Below are 19486 nucleotides of genomic sequence, written 5' to 3'. Positions count from 1 at the left end.
AGGCACAAGAGAAGAGCATCAGATGAACAAGCTCGCGCTGACGGGAAGCTGGACGCTCCGCCCTACGGGCGGCCCGGTACCGACGACCCTCCCGCCCGAGGTCCCCGCGACCGTCCCAGGCACGATCCACACCGATCTCTTCGCCGCCGGTCTCATCCCAGACCCGTACCTGGACGAGAACGAGCGCGAGCTCTCGTGGATCGGCGAGTCGGACTTCGCCTACGCGACCCGGTTCAGCGTCCCAGAGGGGCAGCACGACCGCATCGACCTCGTTGCGGAGGGGCTCGACACCATCGCGCGGATCCGCGTCGACGGCGTGGTGATCGGCGAGACCCGCAACCAGCACCGGACCCACCGCTTCGACCTCCGGGAAGCGCTTGACCAGCACCCCGACGGCGACCACGAGCTCACGGTCGACTTCACGTCGGCGCTCCGCTGGGCGCGCGGCGCCGAGGAGCGGATCGGTGCCCGGCCGTTCGTCGGCAACGCTCTGCCGTACAACGCCATCCGGAAGATGGCCTGCAACTTCGGCTGGGACTGGGGACCCGTCCTCGTGACCGCGGGCATCTGGAAGCCCATCTCGGTCCACGCGTGGTCGACCGCGCGCATCGACCAGGTCGTACCGCTCGTCACGGTCGGCGCCGACGGCGTCGGCACGGTAGAGGCCCGGGTGCACCTGGAACACGCCACCGACGCCCCGGTCGCCGTCCGCGTCCGGATCGTCGGTCCGGACGGAGCCAGCCGGGACGAGGTGAGCGTGGACGCGCCCGGTGACGACGTGACCGGGGTGCTCATCGTGCCGGACGCTGCGCTCTGGTGGCCGCGCGGGTACGGTGACCAGCCGCGGTACCGGCTCGAGGTCGACCTCCTCGCTGACGGCGAGCCGATCGACGCCTGGTCGCGTTCCGTCGGGTTCCGTACGGTCGAGGTCCGGAACGACCGTGACGAGTTCGGCACGAGCTTCGTCTTCGTCGTGAACGGGACACCCGTCTGGGTCAAGGGCGCGAACTGGATCCCGGACGACTGCTTTCCGTCGCGGGTGACCGCTCAGGACTACGAGGCCGGGGTCCGCGACGCCGTCGACGGTGGCTTCAACCTGCTCCGGATCTGGGGCGGTGGCCTGTACGAGGACGACGCCTTGTACGAGGCATGCAGCCGCGAGGGGCTGATGGTCTGGCAGGACTTCCTGTTCGCGTGCGCCGCGTACTCCGAGGCGGACGAGCTCCGCGACGAGGTCGAGGCCGAGGCCCGGGAGCACGTCGGTCGACTTGCCGCGCACGCGTCGCTGGTGTTCTGGAACGGCAGCAACGAGAACGTCGAGGGCTACTACGAGTGGGGGTGGCGTGACGCGCTCGGCGAGGGCGTGGACTGGGGTCGAGGGTACTACGACGAGCTGCTGCCCCGGATTGTCCGCGAAGTGGACCCGACCAGGTCCTACCTGCCGTCGAGCCCCTTCTCGCCGAACGACTACGAGCACCCGCGCGAACCGTCCGACGGCAGCGTCCACAGCTGGGAGGTGTGGAACCGCGAGGACTACTCGGCGTACCGCAACGACATCCCCCGGTTCGTCGCCGAGTTCGGGTATCAGGGACCGCCGAACTGGGCGACCCTCACCCGCGCGGTGCACGACGAGCCGCTGCGCGCGGACGCCCCCGGCTTCCTCGCCCACCAGAAGGCGGAGGACGGCAACGGGAAGCTTGAACGCGGGATGGCACCGCACGTGGCCGCATCCACGTCCTTCGACGACTGGCACTTCGCGACACAGCTCACGCAGGCGCGCGCCATCACCTTCGGGGTCGAACACTTCCGGTCCTACTGGCCGCGCACGACGGGTAGCGTGATCTGGCAGTTGAACGACTGCTGGCCCGTCACGAGCTGGGCGATTGTCGACGGCGACCGCCGTCGGAAGCCGGTCTGGTACGCGCTGCGCGCGGTGAACGCTCCGCGTCTGCTGACCTTCCAGCCGCGTCCGGAGGGGCTCGCGCTCGTCGCGCACAACGACACCGCGACCCGCTGGGCGGAGTCGGTCACGGTCGTGCGCACCACATTGGACGGCACCGAGCAGGGTCGGGCGGTGGTCACCGTGGACCTGGATGCCCGTGGCTCATTCACGATGATCCTCCCGTCCTACGTCGCGACGGTCCAGGACGCGTCGTCAGAGGTGCTCGTCGCGACGGCCGGATCGGCGCGGCGCGCCGTCTGGTACGCGTCGGAGGACCGGCACCTCGCGCTCCCGCCGCTCACGATCGCAGCATCCGCGACGGCGACCCGGGACGGGGTCGTCGTCGACGTGCGCGCAGACGCGTTCACGAAGGACCTCGTCCTCGCCGCCGACCGCGTCGCAGCGGACGCGGTCGTCGACGACCAGCTGGTCACGCTGTTCCCGGGGGAGACCCACCGGTTCACGGTCCGGACCTCCGGGGCACCCGATCCGACGGCCTTCCTCCGTCACCCCGTCCTGCAGGCCGCCAACGTGCTCGCACACCCGGACGACATCTCCGTCGCCGTGACCGACCTCGAGGGGATCAGCGCATGACCACCGTCTCCATCCGGGACCACGGTGCCGTCGGTGACGGCGTCACGAACGACGCTCCGGCGATCCAGGCGGCGATCGACGCGTGCTCCGCCGCGGGCGGTGGCCGCGTGCTCGTGCCGAGCGACGGCGTGTTCCTCACCGGCTCGATCATGCTGAAGGACCACGTCGAGCTGCACCTCGAGCGCGGATCCGTGCTCGACGGCAGTGCGGACCCCGCCGACTACACCGAGCGCTTCACGGTGTCGGCGCTCTCCGGCGGTGAGCTCCGCGACGGCACGGACGACGCGTTCATCCTGATCGGCGCGCGGGACGCCCGGGACATCGCGATCACGGGGAGCGGCACAGTACGGGGTGGTGGCCGGCACTTCATCACCGGCGACACCGGGTACATCTACGAGTGCCCGAACGCCAGGCCGTTCACGGTGTTCCTCATCCGCTGCGAGGACGTCACGCTCCGCGACACCACGTTCACCGACGCCGGGCTCTGGTGCATCCGGCTCACCGGCGTGGACCGTGCGCTCATCACCGGGATCCGCGTGGACACCGACCTCAAGTACCCGAACGCCGACGGCATCGACATCGACCGCTGCCGTCAGGTGCGGATCAGCGACTGCGAGATTTCGAGCGGTGACGACGGCATCTCGCTGAAGACGTGCGAGGAGTTCCCGGACCTCGGACCCACCGAGGACATCGTCATCACGAACTGCACGATCCGTTCGACCTCGAGCGCGATCGTCGTCGGGGTGGACGCCGTGGAGCCGATCCGCAACGTGGTCGTGTCGAACTGCGTGATCCGCTCGTCGCACCGCGGCCTCGCCGTGAACCTCGGGCAGCGCGGCGACTTCGAGAACATCCTGTTCTCCGGCTGCGTGGTCGAGACGCGCCACTTCGACGATGCCTGGTGGGGACACGGCGAGCCGATCTACGTCAGCGCCTTCCCGTGGCACAATGAGGTCGGACGCATGCGGAACGTGCGCTTCCGGAACATCCTCGCGCGCTCCGAGAACGGCGTGTACGTCGCCGCCGAGTCGGTCGGCCTCATCGAGGGGGTCGTGCTTGACGGCGTCCGGGTCGAACTCGACCGGTGGTCGCACTGGCCCGGCGGCGAGTACGACCGGCGCCCGTACGACCGCGGGCAGGAGATCTACCAGCACCCGACGAGCGGGTTCCACATCGACACCGCCACCGACGTCACGCTGCGGAACTGCGAGGTCGTGTGGGGGAGTCGTCCGGAGAACTTCGCGCACGCCGTCGAGGCGATCGACGTCAGCGGGCTGACCATCGAGGGCTTCCGCGGAGCGGCAGCGCACCCGGAGGACCTCGACGCGATCGTCGAGCGCACCCGTGCGACCGCCGACGCGCGACGCTAATTCCTTCGACGGAGAATTTGTATGTCTTTGAAGATCCCCGCCATCCCGAAGCCGGAACATCCGCGCCCACAGCTCGTGCGGGACGACTGGGTGAACCTCAACGGCGTGTGGGGGTTCGAAGTGGACCCGGGTGACTCCGGCCTCGAGCGAGGACTCCGAGATCGGGAGCTGTCCGGCGAGGTACTCGTCCCGTTCGCTCCCGAGTCGAAGTTGAGCGGCGTGGAGAACGTCGACTTCATGCACGCGGTCTGGTACCGCCGAACGGTCACGATCCCTGCGGAGTGGAGGGGCAAGCGCGCACTCCTCCACTTCGGTGCAGTGGACCACGACTGCACCGTGTGGGTGAACGACACCGAGGTCGTTCGACACCGGGGTGGCTTCACCTCGTTCACCGCCGATCTCCACGCGGTGGCGCAGCCGGGTGAACAGGCGACCATCGTCGTCAGGGCTCGGGACCCTCGAAGCGGTCCGCAGGCGCGCGGCAAGCAGTCCGTCCCGTTCGGGAACGCCTCCTGCAACTACACGCGCACGACCGGCATCTGGCAGACCGTCTGGCTCGAAGCCGTCCCCGACGTCCGCATCCTCGTCCCGCGGATCACACCGTCGTTGTCCGACGGCAGCCTGACCGTCGAAGTCCCCCTCAGCGCCAACCGGCCGGACGACACCGTGCGGGTCGTCATCAGCGACGCGGAGGGCACGGTCGTCTCGCAGGAGGTGGCGGCGCACCTCGACCTCGTACCAGCAGCGCGGCTCGTCATACCTCCGGCTCGGCTGCGCCTGTGGTCGCCCGACGACCCCCACCTCTACGACGTCGTCCTGGAACTGCTCGACGGAGCCGGCACCGTTCTCGACTCCGTCCGCTCCTACGCCGGCGTCCGCTCGATCGCGATCGACGGACAACGTCTGCTGCTGAACGGAGAGCCGGTGTTCCAGCGGCTCGTCCTGGACCAGGGGTACTACCCGGATTCGCTGATGACATCGCCTGACGACGAGTCGTTGATCAGGGACATCGAGCTCGGTCTGGCAGCGGGGTTCAACGGTGCGCGGCTGCACCAGAAGGTCTTCGAAGAGCGGTTCCTGTTCCACGCGGACCGTCTCGGTTACCTCGTCTGGGGGGAGTTCGGGGACTGGGGGTCCGGAGGGTACGGAGACCCGGACGACTCGCAGCAGCCGACCGCCTCCTTCGTGGCCCAGTGGCTGGAGGCGCTCGAGCGCGACTACAACCACCCCGCGATCGTCGGATGGTGCCCGCTCAACGAGTCGCAGCAGGTCATCACCGACCACATCCGCCAGCTCGACGACGTGACCCTGGCCATGTACAACGCGACGAAACTGGCCGACCGGACGCGACCCGTCGTGGACGCGTCCGGGTACTCCCACCGCGTTCCTGGGTCCGATGTGTACGACTCGCACAACTACGAGCAAGATCCGGTCGAGTTCGCTCGTCAGATGGAGGGTCTCGACCAGGGGCGGGCGTACACGAACGTCAACGACGACGGCCGGCCGATCTCCGTCCCGTACGCGGGCCAGCCGTACTTCTGCTCCGAGTTCGGCGGGATCTGGTGGAACCCGGAGGCAGCGGCTGAGTCGGCGTCTGCGCCGGAGACCGACGTCGACCGCGAGCGCTCCTGGGGCTACGGCGCCCTGCCGGGTTCCGAGGAAGTCCTCCAGCAGCGCTTCGCCGGCCTGGTCGGCGTGCTCCTCGACGATGCCCGCATGTTCGGCTACTGCTACACGCAGTTGACGGACGTGTTCCAGGAGCAGAACGGCATCTACCGGTTCGACCGTTCCGAGAAACTCGACGTATCCCGGATCCGGGCCGCGCAGCTCCGCAACGGAAGCAGCGGCGTATGACGGAAACGACCAACAGAGCCGTCCCACCCGCACCATGGACATCGACTCGTCTTCTGCGACGCTGTCGCTCGTGCAATCACACCTCGCGTCGAGAGGGCATTCTGTCGACCTGGGTCGTCTTGACACCAGCCTCACGCACACCCGCGACGGTGCGGTGATGTATCGCAAGGTAGGGGATGCGCTGGGGCGGCGAGACATACCGGTCGTTTCGTGGGAAGCGCTTTGGGCCAACTTCGAATCCAGACGCTGACTTGTGAAGGCTTCTCAGCAAGTTTCTCCGCCGGTCGGTCTCGTTCTCGTCGGCCCAAGCCTGCAATCAGCATCAGAGTTGTTCTATGAGGAGTTCCTTGCTGGACTGGAGGGTGTGCTCAGTTTCTCGGGAATAACCGTTGTCCTGCAGGTGGTCGCACGCGAAGCCGACGAGCGCGCAACGTACGAGCGCTGGGCGCGTGGTGGCATGGTGAGCGCGGTACTCCTCACAGATCTCGCTTACGACGATGACCGCGTTGCCCTTCTCGCCGCGCTCGGTATTCCCACTGTCGTGATTGGAGACCCGGCCACGGCTGGTCCATTTGCGGCAGTTTGGACTGACGATGCCGAAGCGATGCGGGATGCTGTCGACCGGATGTTCGAGCTTAGCCACCGGTGCGTCGGTTTCGTTTCGGGGCCTCAGCGGCACGCTCACGTTCAGATTCGATTGAATGCTTTCCGATCGCGGGCAAAAGCCCTTCATATTGATGCAGTCCATATAATTTCCGACTACACGGAAGTAGGTGGGGCTGACGCGACCCGGAGCATACTGGCACTGCCCCATTCACCCACTGCTATCATTTATGATAACGATCTGATGGCGCTTGGCGGGGTTGCTGCGGCGCAGATCCTCGGATTGCAGATACCCAAGGTTTTATCCATCTTGGCCTGGGGTGACTCGGTAGCTTGCCAGCTATCGAATCCAAATCTTGCTGTGATGATTTACGACATTCAGAAAATCGGCCAATTGGCGGCTGATGTGCTTCTTGCGCTCTTGCGTTCAGGAACGGCGTCAATCGCGAAGGCTTCGACGGCCTCATGTCTTGCAAGGGCCTCAATCGATGTGTCTCCCTAAGCTGACCCGTATTTCCGGCCAACGAGGGGTGATCAAACGTCTCGATAGTGAGCCACCTGGCTTAGTAGTATATCATTTGGGTTGCCCGGTGGTTGGTTATCTAGACATTTTTTCATTGCGCCCACTCGGAATGGTTTCACAACAAAGGTAGCGAAATCGTCGCCACTGCTAGTCAAACCGAGAGATCGAATGCTTTGGTTTGCATTGGCTATGAATGGGCATATCGAGCCTGCTTTACCTTATCCGGTATATGGCCGCGTTGGTTGGCCTAGTACGCCGGGGTGGCACGTGAAGATCGCTCCGGCTTGCGGTTCTGGGTCGACGAGACCGTGTCGAGACGTGGTGATAATAAGCGTATCTAGCTGTTCGCCGACGAACGCGACGGCCGTGACTTGACTGACCGGAAGGCCGACGATTTGTTCGAGGCGACCGGTCGGCGAGTAGCACCGGACTTCACTGCCTCCGAAGATCGCGACCCAGATGTTGCCGTCTGCGTCGACGGTCAGGCCATCGGGCGCTCCGGCACCGGCGACGTCGGCGAGGGGACGCCGGTTGCTGAGCCCGCTGGGCGACCAGTCGTACTGGTCGATCCGCTGCGTAGGGGAATCGACGTAGTAGCACGACCTGCCGTCGGGCGACCAGTCGATGCCATTCGATATCGTGACCCCTGATTCCGCGACGGTGGGGGAGTGCGCCCTGTCGATCCGGTATAAGGTGCCACGAGCCGGGGAACTGTCGTGAGCCATCGTGCCGACATAGAGATTCCCCGCTGGGTCGCAGCCGCCCTCATTCATCCGGACTGCGCTGCTGGTGACGATGTCGGGCAATGTATTGAATCGGGCATCGAGATCGTCATCCTCAGCCAGGATGAGACCGCGTTCGGTCGCCACGACGAAGCCGCCATCACTTCTCGGCCTGATCATTGCCGCGATTGTGCCGACGTTGCGCCGGCGGACCCCACCATCGGGTCGGAGCTCGCAGACGTCGCCGGCGAGCATGTCTACCCAGCGTGGGCCTGCCCATTCCGGCGCCCAGGCGGGACCCTCAGCGTGGTGTGTGACCGCTGCAGTCAGCTGCTCGGTTCGCATCGGTTCAGCTCGTTCGCTCGGTCACCGGACCGGTGGGGACACCATTGACGCGACGCCATACGTTCCAAGGGTTGTCATCCCGAACTGCCGGTGGCAGGAGCTTCGCGGGAAGCCCCTGCACAGCAATTGGGCGTACGAACCGGCGGATCGCGGTCGGACCGACGGAGGTGTGGAGGGAGGCAGTCGTCGACGGCCAGGTACCGCCGTGATGCATGGCCCACGTCACGGACACTCCAGTGGGCCAGCCGTTCCACACGATTCGTCCGGCATGTTCGATCAGCGCGTGGATGATCGGCTGCGCGGCGGGGTCGTTGTCGTCGCTGTGGACGGTAGCGGTCAACTGGCCTGGAAGGGTGGCGATGACCTCGACGAGCTCCGCCGGGTCGTCGTACTGGATCAGGACAGCGGCAGGCCCGAACGTCTCCGCGAAGAGCGCGTCTGGCGCCGAGCGGGCCTGTTGCATGGAGGCTTCGAACAGTGACGGCGATGCGCTGCTGTCCGAACTCGCTCCGCGCTGCACCTGAGACCAATCTTCTTGCATGGCCTGGATGCGGTCGTTGAACCCGTCCATTATGTGTGGGTTCAGCAACTGGGAACCGGACACGGCAGCGACGAGATCAGTGAGTTCTTCTTGAACACCAGATGCACGAGGTACGAAGATGACCCCGGGTTTGGTACAGAACTGTCCTGCGCTGAGGGTGAAGGAGTTGACGAAGCCCTCGAGGACGGCGCGCCTCCGGTTCGCGAGGGCAGACGGCAGGACGAGGACCGGGTTGACGCTGCCGAGTTCGCCGTAGAAGGGGATCGGGTCGGGCCGTGCCGAAGCGATGTCGAGGAGGGCCCGGCCGCCGCGCACGGAGCCGGTGAAGCTGCCAGCCTTGACACGCGTGTCAGCGAGCGCTTCCCGTGCCTCGTCTTCTCCTTCGATGATCGCGAATGTGCCTTCGGGTGCGCCAGCTCTGCGCAGAGCGTCGGTGACGATTTGCGCCGTCCGGCGTGAGAGCAGCGGGTGGCCGGGGTGCGCCTTCACGATGACGGGGCAGCCGGCCCCGAGCGCGGTGGCGGTGTCCCCGCCGGCGACACTGAACGCGAACGGGAAGTTGCTGGCAGCGACGACGAGCACCGGCCCGACGGGCTGGAGCATGCGTCGGAGATCCGGTCGTGGTGCAACTGGCCAGGCCGCATCAGCGTGGTCGATGGTCACTTCGAGCCAGGAACCCTCCACGACTGCATCGGCGGTGAAGCGCAGTTGGAAACTCGTGCGTGCCACCTCGCCCTCAAGACGCCCGATCTCCAGGTGGGTCTCCCGCGTGGCGAGATCCACGAGCTCGCCCACCGCCGCGTCGAGCCCGTCGGCGATGACACGCAGCCAGGTCGCCCGTTCGGACGGAGTGCTCCCGGCAACGCTGGTGCTGGCGTTAGCTGCATCAGTGAGGATCGAATCGAGTTCTGGGGTCATGGCTTCCTTCAGTGGGTTCTGAGGACGAACGATCACTTGCGGCGGTCATCCCGCCATCGGTGCAGGCGCCGGCGGGACGCGCTGGACGAGGTTGGTGAGCGTGCCGACAGTCGGGATGTCGATGATGATCTCGTCGCCATCGGCGACGGAGAACGGGAGCTCCGGTACGAGGCAGGTGCCGGTGGAGAGCCACACTCCGTCGGGGAACCGCAGTTCACGGTGGAGCCAGTCGACGAGGTCGTGGATACGCCGGTGCAGTTGCGCGACGACGGCGGAGCCTGCCCATGCGGTTTTGCCGTCGCGGACGATGGTGAGACGGAGTTCGAGTTCGTACGGGTCGGCGATCTCCCACACGGGTACGACACCTGGGCCCAGGGCACTGGATCCTTCGTAGATCTTGGCCTGTGGGAGGTACAGGGGGTTGGCTGCCTCGATGGTTCGGGAGCTCATGTCATTGCAGACCGCGAAGCCGACGAGCTCACGGTGTGCGTTGACGAGGACGGCGAGTTCTGGCTCCGGGACGTCCACGACGGAGTCGGCGCGCGCTCGGATCGTTCCGCCGTCGCCGATGACGCGCCAGCCGACCGATTTGAAGAACAGCTCAGGGCGGTCCGCGTCGTAGACCTTTGCGTAGACGTCGGCCGAGCTTTCGCTCTCGTCGATGCGGGCGCTCTGGGACGTGGCGTAGGTCACGCCCGCGGCCCAGAGTTCAGTTCGTCCGTCGATGGGAGCCAGCACCTCCACGTCGGTGCGTGGAACGGAGGTGTCGCCCCGCTTGTCGATCATCCGACGCAGGTCATCGATGCGCAGCTGCAGGAGATCGCTCAGACTGTCGGCGAGCGGGACGACGACGTTGCCGTCGGCCCAACCGATCTGGGTGTGGTCGTGGTGGCGGTAGCGGAGGATCATCGGGTGCTCTCCTGGATCGGTCCGGAGCGGGAGCTCGGACAATCGGTCATCATCTGTCGGTTGGTGCGACGAGGATCTTCGTGAGGTCCGGTTCCGTGTCGAGGCGGGCATAGGCGTCTGCAGCCTGACGCAGACTGACGGTCGCCGAGTGCAGCGGCGTCGGATCGACCACGCTCCGAGCGAGCATCGCGACGGCCGCGGCTACGTCCTCGTCCCAGAGATGCGCTGCTGATCCGATGAGGTGCCGTTCCTGGAGGACGACGTCAAGCCACGGGAGTTCCAGTGTCCCGGCGCGGAAGCCGACGAGGAGGATCGTCCCGCCTCTCCTGGACAGGCGTACCGCGGCCGTGGGCGTCGTTCGCGCGCCGGCGCACTCGAACACGACGTCGGCGCCGCGACCGCCGGTGATCGACCCGATCCGGGCGGCAGCGTCCTCGGGGGCAGCCGTCCGGCTTCCGAACCGCGCAGCGAGGTCACGGCGTGAAGCGTTGGGGTCGACTGTGACGACGTCTCGGCACGTGCTGGCGAGTGCGATCTGCGCGACGAGGTTGCCGACCGTGCCCCCTCCGACCACGGCGACGGTGGCGCCGGTGAGATCCCCTGCTTTCCGGATCGCTCGTACGGCGACCGCAACGGGTTCTGCGAACGCTGCAACGTCGAGGTCCAGCGTCTCGGGAACCGTGACGCACGTCGCTGCATCAGCCAGCATGTACTCGGCCAGGCCGCCGTCCTGCTGCTGCCCGCGCACACGGAGTTGCGGGCACAGCCCCTCCTCGTGGCGGTTGCACCACCAGCAGTGACCGCAGCCGACGACCACGTCCGGAACGACGCGGGTACCGGGCGCGGGGAGTCCGCTGGGGCTTTCCACGACAGTGCCGACGACCTCGTGACCGAGGATCAGCGGAACAGCCTCGGGTGGGATCGCGACTGGCCCGTGACGGTACTCCTCGAGGTCGCTGCCGCACAGTCCGACCCGTTCGACGGCGATCAGGACTTCGGTCGCGCCGGCTCGGGGGACCGGAACCTCCTCGTAGCGGACATCGCGGGCGCCGTGCCAGCGCAGCGCGTGCATGGTGTCGGGACGCGAGAACGTCTTGGTCACCGGTTGCTGACCCGTCGCTGGACCGACCCGTCCTCCCGGATCCCCGGTCGCAGACTGACGCCGTGTCCGGGCGTGGTGGGAGGCACGATGACACCGTTGACGATCTCCGGCACGCCGATGACGAGCTCGTCGTACCAGGTGCGCAAGAAGGCCCGGACCGTCTCCTGGATCAGACCGTTCGGGGCGGAGAGTGCGAGGTGGGCGCAGGCGGCGAGGGTTGCCGGGCCGGTGCAGTCGTGTGGTGCGATCGGGATCCCGTAGGCATCTGCGAGGGACGCCACCTTCCGAGCTTCGGTCAGGCCGCCCGTCCACTGCACGTCGACCGTGACGACGTCGATGGCGTTGGAGGCCAACAGCGGGAGAAATCCCCGTCGGCCGACGACCGTCTCGCCCGCTGCGATCGGTACACCGACATCGGCACGGAGCGCGGCGAGCGAACCGATCGCGTCGGGCCGGATCGGATCCTCGACCCAGTACGGCGCATACGGCTCGAGCGCCCCGATGATCGTCGTCGCTCCACGTCGGTTCCACAGACCGTGCATCTCGACCATGAGGTTCATCTCCGGACCGACCTCTCCGCGGATGGCATCGATGATCCGGATGCCGTCCGCCAGCGCTGGCCCGGAGATGTGGGTGCCGTTCGTCGTCTCCGCGGCACGGTCGAAGGGCCACACCTTCATCCCACGGATGCCTTCGTCCCACAGCTCCCTAGCGAGACGAGCGGGCTGAGTGAGGAATGCTTCGAGATCCTCCCAGGCGCTCGCGGTCGGGTCTGTCGGAACGCCCCAGTTGCTCGGCTCTTGGCGTGTGCTCGTGCTGACGTACCCGGGGCCGGCGCAGGTGTTGTAGATCGGGATGTCCGACCTGGCTGGGCCACCGAAGAGCGTGACCAGTGGCAGTCCTGCGCGTTTGCCGATGAGGTCCCACAGGGCAAGGTCGATTGCTGCATTGCCTTTCACCTCGGCACCGGCGCCTTGGTACCCCGTGTACGGGTTCAACGCGCGGGCCACGCTCTCCGGGGTCGGGTCGAGTGCTCCGAGGAGGACCTCCGCCGCAGATTCGTGGATGTACTCCTCGACGGTCCTCGCTCCGAAGAACGCCTCGCCGAGACCGATCTCGCCGTCGTCGGTGTGCAGCAGGACGAACAACAGATTGGGTTGGACGGTTGGGCGGAGTGTCTCGACAGCGACGATCATGATGTCCTCATCCCTTGACGGCTCCGACGGTGAGACCGTTGATGAGCTGTTTCCTGAGTCCGATGAACAACGCGACTGTCGGTATCGCGGCGATCACGGAACCGGCCAGGATCACACCGTAGTTCGCAGTGTAGGCACTCGTCAGCGAGTTCAGCCCCAGCGGCAGCGTGTACTTGCTGCTGTCGGCGAGCACGATCAGCGGCCACATGAAGTTGTTGTAGCTCGTGAGGAACAGCCACACAGCCAGTGCACCGAGTGCGGGCCGCAACACCGGGAGCACGATGGTGAAGAAGATCCGGAGCTCGCCGGCGCCATCGATGCGAGCAGCCTCGATCATCTGGTCGGGTACGGCCTGGATGATGAACTGTCGCATCATGAAGACCCCGAACGCCGGTGCCAGCCACGGCAGGATCAGGGCGACGTAGGTGTTGCCGAGACCGGCCTTCGCGATCATCACGAACAAGGGGATGACCAGCACGGTGATGGGGATCATCATGGAGGAGAACATCACATCGAACAGGAGCTGGTCGCCGCGGAACCGGAACTTCGCGAACGCGTAGCCGCCCATCGTGGAGAACACCACAGCGATCGTCGTGCTGACCACCGCGACCCACAAACTGGTCCACAACCACCGCGGCAGCGGGATCTCGGTGAACAAGGCGGCGTAGTTCGAGAGTGTCGGGCTCGTCGGGATCAGGTTCGGCGGTATCGCGAAGATCTCAGTGATGCCCTTGAACGATCCAGACACAGCCCAGGCCATCGGTAGCACGGCGATGACCAAGATGATCACGAGGACCACGTAGAGGAGCGTCCTGAGCAGGATGCGTCGGCTCTTCGCGTGTTCGAGCCGCCCCGTCGCGGCCCGAGGCGGTCGAGGTGTCGTGGCGGTCATGCTCGGTCCTCTCGTCCGATGCCGAAGAACTGTCGCGCCAACCGCGTGAAGATGAAGAGCACGATGAACAGCAGGAAGCTGGCAGCGGCCGCATACCCGAGCTGCTCTCTGGTGAACGCGGCGCGGTAGATGAAGTAGGCGATGCTCAGCGTCGATTCGCCCGGGCCGCCCTGTGTCAAGATGAAGGGTTCTTCGAAGATCTGCGCTGCGCCCACGAACGAGGTGATGGCGACGAACGCGGTGACCGGAGCGAGCATCGGGATGGTCACGTTGCGGAACTTGGCGAACAGTCCGGCACCGTCCAGCTCTGCGGCCTCGTAGAGCTCGGTCGGGATCGACTGCAGGCCGGCGAGGAAGTAGATCACCAGGTACCCGGTGTACCGCCAAACCATGAGGATGATGACGGTGACCTTCGCCCAGAACGCATCGCCGAGCCAGTTCACGGGTCCGATCCCGAACAGGCTGTTGAGCAGGCTGTTGACGAGTCCCGCATTGGGGTCGAACAGGATCGTGAACACGAGTGCGACGACGACCGGCGACAGTATGAAGGGGATGAAGAACGCGACGCGGAACAGGTCGCGTGCTCGGAGGCCTTTCGCTGCGAGCGCGGTCGCGATGATCAGGGAGATGGGCACGATGATCAGGACGCTGGCCGCGACGTACCAGAAGGTGTTCAGCGCGGCGGTCTGGAAACTCGTGTCACGGAAGAGCCGTACGTAGTTGTCGAGCCCTACCCATTGCATCGCACCGATCCCGGTCCAGGTGTGCAGGCTGATCCACAGCGCGATCAACGTCGGGATCAGGAGGAACAGGGCGTACAGGACGAAGAACGGGGAGAGGAACGCGTACGGGACCCCCCGCCGGTACTGCGCCGATCGATGGTGTGACGGCTGTCGACGCCGCGGCTCGGTCGACGGTGCCGCCTGCTCGCGGCGTCGCGTGTCTCGTGGTCGCGTCGTCCGTGCGGACGAGATGTCGGATGTCATGGTCGGTGCCTCACGCCATCTGGGATCGGATCGACGCGGCGGCGTCGCGCACCGCGTCCGTTGACTTGGTGTTGCCACTCATGACGTCGGACAGTGCGATGACCATCCGGGCACTCATGACGTCCCAGTAGGGGCTGGTCGTCATCGTCGGTGCTTGGTCGACGATCGTGCCGTAGACGTCGAACGGGCGCTGGCCACCGAGGAACTTCGACTCGTACGACAACAGCCGGTCGTCCTTCCAGGCGTCCTTCATGGTCGGGAGGTAGCTGGCCTGGAGGTAGCGCTGCACCTGACCGTCGGTCGTGGTGTACGCCTGCTTGAGTAGGTCGAGGGCGGCTCTCGTTCCGGCCTGGTCCTTCGGCACGCCGAAACCGGTGCCGCCCCAGACTCCGGTCGGACCGCCCTCCGGGAACCTGGGGAACTCGCGTATTCGCCACTGACCGGTCTGCTTCGGAGCGTTCAGCTGCAGTACGAACGGCAGGAACCAGTCGGGCATGAAGTACCCGATGACCTGACCAGAGTTGAGTGCGGCGACGCCGGCGGCGCCGTAGAAGTTCGAGAGGCTGAGGAACGCGCCGGAATCGACACCTCGCCGGAGCAGCTCCAGTGCGGTGTGGGTGTACGGGTTGTCGACCTGGAGCTTCCCGCGATCGTCGAAGAACTGTCCGCCCTGCTGCAGCATGAGCATCGCCATCCAGGCGATGTCACTCGAACTCACTGCCGCAACCGAGACCTGGTGCTTCTTGTGCGCGGCGGCTCCGATCTCCACCAGGTCGTCCCACGTCTCAAAGTCCGTCGGGAGCCCGAACTTCTTCCAGAGGTCCTCGCGGTAGAAGTAGGCCCCGAGGCACATGTCCGACTCTAGGCCGTAGACGGCGTCACCAACGCTGTAGGGAACGATCCGCGAGGTGTAGAACCGGCTGTCGAGATCCGGTATCTCCGCACGGAGGTCGACCGCGATGTCACCGCCGATGTCGTCGCGTTGCAACCGTGAGAACTGACTGATCTCGAACCCCGCGATGTCGGGCAGCTTCGTGCCGGACATGTACGAGGTCAGCATCTTGGTCACGATCTGGTCCGGCGACTGGATGAGCGAGCTGATCGACAGGTTGTACGGCGTCGTGCGCGACGCGGTGAGCTCCTTCGCGCGCTCCGTGAAGTACGAGACGTAGTTCGGGTCGTTCGTCCAGACGTCCAGGTCGAGCGCCCCGGCTGTCTTCGCTTGCTGCCTGCTGCCACTGGCGCAACCGGCCAGCACGGCCGTGGCCGCGACGCCGGCCAGGCCGAGGAAACTCCGCCGGCCGTACATGGCGGCAGGAGTGTGCGGAACTCGGTCCATCAGATCTCCCTCATTGGAGTCATGGAATCATACGACGATTGAATGATATGCACAGTCAGGGGTATGTTGTCCAGCGTGACCGCCGAAGAAGAAGTTCCGTCCGCAGTCGGCGGCTCCCCAGATCCGGTACTGCGTCGGCTCGAGCGCCCGCAACGGTTCGGGGACGTCGTCGCCGAGGAAGTCGTCCGGATGCTCGCTCGCGGCGACTTCGGAGCAGGAGACCGGCTGCCCCCGGAGCCGTCCTTGCAGCGGAGCTTCGGGGTGAGCCGTACTGTGCTCCGCGAAGCGCTGAAGTTTGTGGAGAGCCGCGGCATGATCACCATCCGCCAGGGACGCGGTGCAGTCGTCAGCGCGCCCTCCGAGTGGAACCTCCTCGATCCTCTCGTGCTGTCGGCCATGCTCGAGAACCATCCGACTCCGGCAGCCTTCGAGCAGTTGATGGCCGTGCGGACCATGCTCGAGCCAGAGCTGGCCCGGGAGGCTGCCACAGCGATCGGCGCGGACGATCTCCGCCGGCTCGCGGGGCTCCTGGCGTTGATGTCCGACGAGCTGACCAACCCCGAAGCCTTCTTGCAGCACGACGTCGAGTTCCACGACATCCTCACCGCCGCTGCGGGAAACATGATCGCCCACTCGATCCTGAGTTCGATCGAACAGCCGCTCCGATCCAGCCGACGACTGACCAACACCATCCCGCACGCGCTCGACCAGGCGCAGGTCGACCACCAACGCATCTACGACCAGCTTGCTGCCCGCAATCCGGACCTCGCCGCGGCAGCCATGCGCGATCACCTCGAGTGGTCCCGCGACCACCTCTTGTCACGTTGGATCAGCGCCAGTCAATCCCTGCCCACGAAGGAAGAGCAACCGGTATGACCATTGCAACTCGCCCCACCTCGGTGACGATGTGGGACTTCTCCTGGCTCCTGCGCCGTCACGGCCGTGAATCCGAGTACGCCGATGTCGACCGCGTCCTCGACGAGCTTGCAGAGCGCGGATACGACAGCGTCCGGATCGACGCATTCCCGCACTGGGTCGCCGCGGATGAGAACGGGGTCAGGACGGAACGCATCACGGCACTTCCGCAGGGCACGACGTTCATGTGGGGCAACCACGAGACGGTAGAGGTCGAGCCGACGACGGCCCTGCTGGAGTTCCTCGACGGGCTGCGTGCCCGAGGACTCCGAGTTGCATTGTCGACATGGCTGACCCCGGACGCCACGGCGCGCTCCGAACAGGTCCGCACGCCGGAGGACCTCGCCCGCGTCTGGATCGAAACGCTCACCCTGATCGAGGAAGCCGGTTACACGAATCTGATCGACTACGTCGATCTCTGCAACGAGTGGCCGCTGTTCACGCCCGGACCGCAGACGACGATCTGGCCCGACGGCGCACCACACGGAGAACACCTCGAGCCGTGGTCCGACGAAGAAGTTGCACGCATCGACGCGTTCGCGGCCGCTGTCCGTGCGGTCAAGGACCGGTTCCCGGAGCTTCCCGTGCTGTTCTCCTACTGTCTCCGGAACGCGGAACTGCCAGCGGCAGACGACTGCATGCGCATCGCGACGGACGGGTACGACCTCGCCGAGGCCCACCTCTGGCTGAGCTCGACCCCCGACTTCGTCCGCGACACGTCCTTCGCCAACTCCCCGGTCGCATGGGACCGCCTGGCCGAACATCAACGTGCGGTCGCGCAGGCCTACTGGCCGGACAGAGCCCGGTGGATGGATGACCTTGACCAATTGATGCGCCGTTGGAAGCACTGGGCGGACGATCGCGGGCTTCCGCTCTGGACGACGGAGTGCTGGGCGAGCGTGTTCTGGAACCCCGATCTCTCTGATGACGCAGACCCTTGGGCATATGTAAGGGACGTTGCCGAGTTCGCTGTGCCGAGGGCCATCGAGTACGGGTGGGTCGGGATCGCTACCAGCAACTTCTCTCAGCCGCACCACAAAGCGCTCTGGGCCGATGCGGACTGGCACCGACGAATGAATGACCTGATCCATAACCGGTGACCGCTCTAATGAGCACGGCTTGACGTTCGAGGTTGGCTCGACGAAGGGGCAGACGATGTCGGACTTCTGGTACCCAAGTTTGATCCGATATGTACGAAGGTAACTAGGCTGCCAACATTCGGCTGCTTTTCGTACCGATCACCGTGTCAGGCGGCCTCCGGCGGAGACGGGCCTCGAGCGCCGGCATCGAGGAGCAGGCCTAAGAGATCAGGGGTGTGGGTCATCGTTTCACCAACGCGCCATCACCCTGTACATGTCCGGCGCACAAAGAAATGTCCATCGCCGAGGTAACGATGACGGGCGTCGGCGTCAATTTCTGCCGGCCGGACCGCGATACCGTGTCGTTAGGTTTTGCTGAGGTCGGCGTCGACGAGGTCATCGCCCGCGTCCTCCCCGACGAGAAAGCCGAACGCATCGCTCAGCTGCAAGCGGCAGGACACCACGTCGCCATGGTCGGCGACGGCGTCAACGACTCCGCAGCCCTCGCGACCGCAACCCTCGGCGTCGCCGTCATGCAGGGTACCGACATCGCCATGAAGGCCGCCGACATCATCATCGTCCGTGAAGACCTCCGCGCCGTCGTCGACTCGTCTGGGCGTTCGGGTATAACATCGCCGCCATCCCGCTCGCAGCAGCAGGACTCCTCAATCCGCTCATTGCCGCCGCCGCGATGGCGCTGTCATCAACGCTCGTCGTTTCGAACAGTCTTCGGCTGCGGTCGTACGGACGCGGCTAGAACGACTTAAGCCGTCACCTGAGATCAGTGGCACTCAGCTGCAGCGCCGGATCGAATCGCGTTGCAGCCTTACGAGTGCGCGCCGATCGAGGCGTGGGTGTTGATGTAGTCGTTGTACGGGACGGCTTGAACATCGGCGAGCCGCCAAGCTTCCAGTGCCGCTTCGAAGATGTCCGTCCGCCAGGACGAGTTCGTTTCTGCCGTCGGCTTGACGTATACAGCCTCAATGGGCTCGTGACCCGCGAGGTGCGTTTCCGTAGCGTCGAGGGTGGCATCGCCACCGTCGCTGCGGAATCGCGAGACGAGGTAGTTCCAGGACTGGATGTCCCGCTCGAGGTGGTCCAGTGTCGCGGCGTTGAACGTCCAGGTGTTCGTCAAGATCGGGCCGCTGGGTTCGGTTCGGGCGAGGTCAAACGTGCCGCGCTGGCGACCGACGGTCATCCTTGGTTGCAGGAAGAGAGTACGGCCCGGCAGGTAGTCCAACTCGTACTGGTACAGGTCGCGTATTGCGGTGCGCATGCCCTTTCGGGTCACACCTGCCCTTGTCCGACGCGGGTGCTCTCGTTCGATCAGGTGCGGGAACAGCAGGGCAAGTGCTTGCTCTGCAGACTCGGCTGCGTGCGTTCGTGCGCTTCGGCCTCGTTCGGTTTTGATCCCATGGTTGCACTATGTCGGTTGCCGGCGACATCGGTTTGAGAGGCGTGTTACGGCTGCTCGGCAGCTGGCCCAATACCGGACGACCGATCGGGTGAGCTTGAGTCGGTGTCCGCGCTACTTGTCGCAAGTGACAAGTAGGTGACATCTCTGTGAGCAGCCTCGCTCTGTGTCGTCGTTTTCGCTGCGATCGGTGTCGGGTCAGGTGGTGCCGATGACGAGGGTGCTGCGGGCGGCCTCGACGA

At 65.6% G+C, this 19486-nt stretch carries 15 protein-coding genes and 1 pseudogene; 7 read left to right on the top strand and 9 right to left on the bottom strand.

Annotated features, from left to right (window positions below; genetic code table 11):
* The first annotated feature begins 22 nt into the window (after positions 1-22).
* The 4 genes from EDF24_RS18355 to EDF24_RS19720 all read left to right on the top strand — a co-directional run bounded on the left by EDF24_RS18355 (position 23) and on the right by EDF24_RS19720 (position 6865).
* The gene (locus EDF24_RS18355) at positions 23-2536 is read left to right on the top strand and encodes a glycoside hydrolase family 2 protein (protein WP_165931578.1); all 2514 of its coding nucleotides are present in this window, start codon (positions 23-25) and stop codon (positions 2534-2536) included.
* Complete coding sequence (locus tag EDF24_RS18350) at positions 2533-3906, top strand: glycoside hydrolase family 28 protein (RefSeq protein ID WP_123704825.1); 1374 nt, start codon at positions 2533-2535, stop codon at positions 3904-3906. The genes EDF24_RS18355 and EDF24_RS18350 overlap by 4 nt, the downstream gene beginning before the upstream one ends.
* Before the next feature lie 21 nt (positions 3907-3927).
* Positions 3928-5760, top strand: a complete 1833-nt coding sequence (locus EDF24_RS18345; RefSeq protein WP_207909668.1) for a glycoside hydrolase family 2 protein — start codon at positions 3928-3930, stop codon at positions 5758-5760.
* A 253-nt stretch (positions 5761-6013) separates the two neighbouring features.
* Positions 6014-6865 carry a substrate-binding domain-containing protein gene (locus tag EDF24_RS19720; protein WP_123704822.1) on the top strand — a complete coding sequence of 284 codons (852 nt, stop codon included), beginning with the start codon at positions 6014-6016 and terminating at the stop codon, positions 6863-6865.
* Between the two features lie 239 nt (positions 6866-7104).
* Here the strand turns inward: EDF24_RS19720 and EDF24_RS18335 are convergent, their stop codons facing one another.
* From EDF24_RS18335 to EDF24_RS18300, 8 genes are read right to left on the bottom strand one after another with little or no spacing between them, the layout of a single operon-like run.
* Positions 7105-7953 (bottom strand): SMP-30/gluconolactonase/LRE family protein, encoded by an 849-nt coding sequence (locus tag EDF24_RS18335; protein WP_123704820.1) that lies wholly within the window; start codon positions 7951-7953, stop codon positions 7105-7107.
* Between the two features lie 4 nt (positions 7954-7957).
* On the bottom strand, positions 7958-9412 hold the full coding sequence (locus tag EDF24_RS18330; RefSeq protein ID WP_123704818.1) for an aldehyde dehydrogenase (NADP(+)): 1455 nt from the start codon (positions 9410-9412) through the stop codon (positions 7958-7960).
* 45 nt (positions 9413-9457) lie between these two features.
* Positions 9458-10363: a fumarylacetoacetate hydrolase family protein gene (locus EDF24_RS18325; protein WP_165931577.1), complete on the bottom strand. Its 906-nt coding sequence runs from the start codon at positions 10361-10363 to the stop codon at positions 9458-9460.
* A gap of 7 nt (positions 10364-10370) precedes the next feature.
* Positions 10371-11423: a zinc-binding dehydrogenase gene (locus EDF24_RS18320; protein WP_123704814.1), complete on the bottom strand. Its 1053-nt coding sequence runs from the start codon at positions 11421-11423 to the stop codon at positions 10371-10373.
* Positions 11420-12619 (bottom strand): mandelate racemase/muconate lactonizing enzyme family protein, encoded by a 1200-nt coding sequence (locus EDF24_RS18315; protein ID WP_123704812.1) that lies wholly within the window; start codon positions 12617-12619, stop codon positions 11420-11422. Before EDF24_RS18315 ends, EDF24_RS18320 begins: the two co-directional genes overlap by 4 nt.
* A 7-nt stretch (positions 12620-12626) precedes the next feature.
* Positions 12627-13511 carry a carbohydrate ABC transporter permease gene (locus EDF24_RS18310; RefSeq protein WP_123704810.1) on the bottom strand — a complete coding sequence of 295 codons (885 nt, stop codon included), beginning with the start codon at positions 13509-13511 and terminating at the stop codon, positions 12627-12629.
* Complete coding sequence (locus EDF24_RS18305; protein ID WP_123704808.1) at positions 13508-14497, bottom strand: carbohydrate ABC transporter permease; 990 nt, start codon at positions 14495-14497, stop codon at positions 13508-13510. Before EDF24_RS18305 ends, EDF24_RS18310 begins: the two co-directional genes overlap by 4 nt.
* A gap of 10 nt (positions 14498-14507) precedes the next feature.
* On the bottom strand, positions 14508-15836 hold the full coding sequence (locus EDF24_RS18300) for an ABC transporter substrate-binding protein (protein WP_123704806.1): 1329 nt from the start codon (positions 15834-15836) through the stop codon (positions 14508-14510).
* A 75-nt stretch (positions 15837-15911) separates the two neighbouring features.
* Here EDF24_RS18300 and EDF24_RS18295 point away from each other — a divergent pair, with 75 nt between their 5' ends.
* The 3 genes and pseudogenes from EDF24_RS18295 to EDF24_RS18285 all read left to right on the top strand — a co-directional run.
* Positions 15912-16712 carry a FadR/GntR family transcriptional regulator gene (locus tag EDF24_RS18295; RefSeq protein WP_165931576.1) on the top strand — a complete coding sequence of 267 codons (801 nt, stop codon included), beginning with the start codon at positions 15912-15914 and terminating at the stop codon, positions 16710-16712.
* A gap of 29 nt (positions 16713-16741) precedes the next feature.
* Positions 16742-17851: a cellulase-like family protein gene (locus EDF24_RS18290; RefSeq protein WP_260233508.1), complete on the top strand. Its 1110-nt coding sequence runs from the start codon at positions 16742-16744 to the stop codon at positions 17849-17851.
* A 353-nt stretch (positions 17852-18204) separates the two neighbouring features.
* Positions 18205-18587 (top strand): annotated as a pseudogene (locus tag EDF24_RS18285) (HAD family hydrolase); the annotation flags it as partial.
* Positions 18588-18656: 69 nt separating this feature from the next.
* Here EDF24_RS18285 and EDF24_RS18280 read toward each other — a convergent pair.
* Complete coding sequence (locus tag EDF24_RS18280) at positions 18657-19121, bottom strand: hypothetical protein (protein ID WP_132050598.1); 465 nt, start codon at positions 19119-19121, stop codon at positions 18657-18659.
* Positions 19122-19486: the final 365 nt, after the last annotated feature.

Origin of the sequence: Curtobacterium sp. PhB130 (genome assembly GCF_003755165.1) — a bacterium.
Classification (GTDB): Bacteria; Actinomycetota; Actinomycetes; order Actinomycetales; family Microbacteriaceae; genus Curtobacterium.
Note: the sequence above shows the minus strand (reverse complement) of the source record. Positions and strands in the feature narration are given on the sequence as shown.

What these genes read in the sequence shown, in the direction of transcription:
- EDF24_RS18355 (WP_165931578.1), top strand. Translation starts at nt 23, where the DNA reads ATGAACAAGCTCGCGCTGACGGGAAGCTGGACGCTCCGCCCTACGGGC.
- EDF24_RS18350 (WP_123704825.1), top strand. Translation starts at nt 2,533, where the DNA reads ATGACCACCGTCTCCATCCGGGACCACGGTGCCGTCGGTGACGGCGTC.
- EDF24_RS18345 (WP_207909668.1), top strand. Translation starts at nt 3,928, where the DNA reads ATGTCTTTGAAGATCCCCGCCATCCCGAAGCCGGAACATCCGCGCCCA.
- EDF24_RS18335 (WP_123704820.1), bottom strand. Translation starts at nt 7,953, where the DNA reads ATGCGAACCGAGCAGCTGACTGCAGCGGTCACACACCACGCTGAGGGT.
- EDF24_RS18330 (WP_123704818.1), bottom strand. Translation starts at nt 9,412, where the DNA reads ATGACCCCAGAACTCGATTCGATCCTCACTGATGCAGCTAACGCCAGC.
- EDF24_RS18315 (WP_123704812.1), bottom strand. Translation starts at nt 12,619, where the DNA reads ATGATCGTCGCTGTCGAGACACTCCGCCCAACCGTCCAACCCAATCTG.
- EDF24_RS18310 (WP_123704810.1), bottom strand. Translation starts at nt 13,511, where the DNA reads ATGACCGCCACGACACCTCGACCGCCTCGGGCCGCGACGGGGCGGCTC.
- EDF24_RS18305 (WP_123704808.1), bottom strand. Translation starts at nt 14,497, where the DNA reads ATGACATCCGACATCTCGTCCGCACGGACGACGCGACCACGAGACACG.
- EDF24_RS18300 (WP_123704806.1), bottom strand. Translation starts at nt 15,836, where the DNA reads ATGGACCGAGTTCCGCACACTCCTGCCGCCATGTACGGCCGGCGGAGT.
- EDF24_RS18290 (WP_260233508.1), top strand. Translation starts at nt 16,742, where the DNA reads ATGTGGGACTTCTCCTGGCTCCTGCGCCGTCACGGCCGTGAATCCGAG.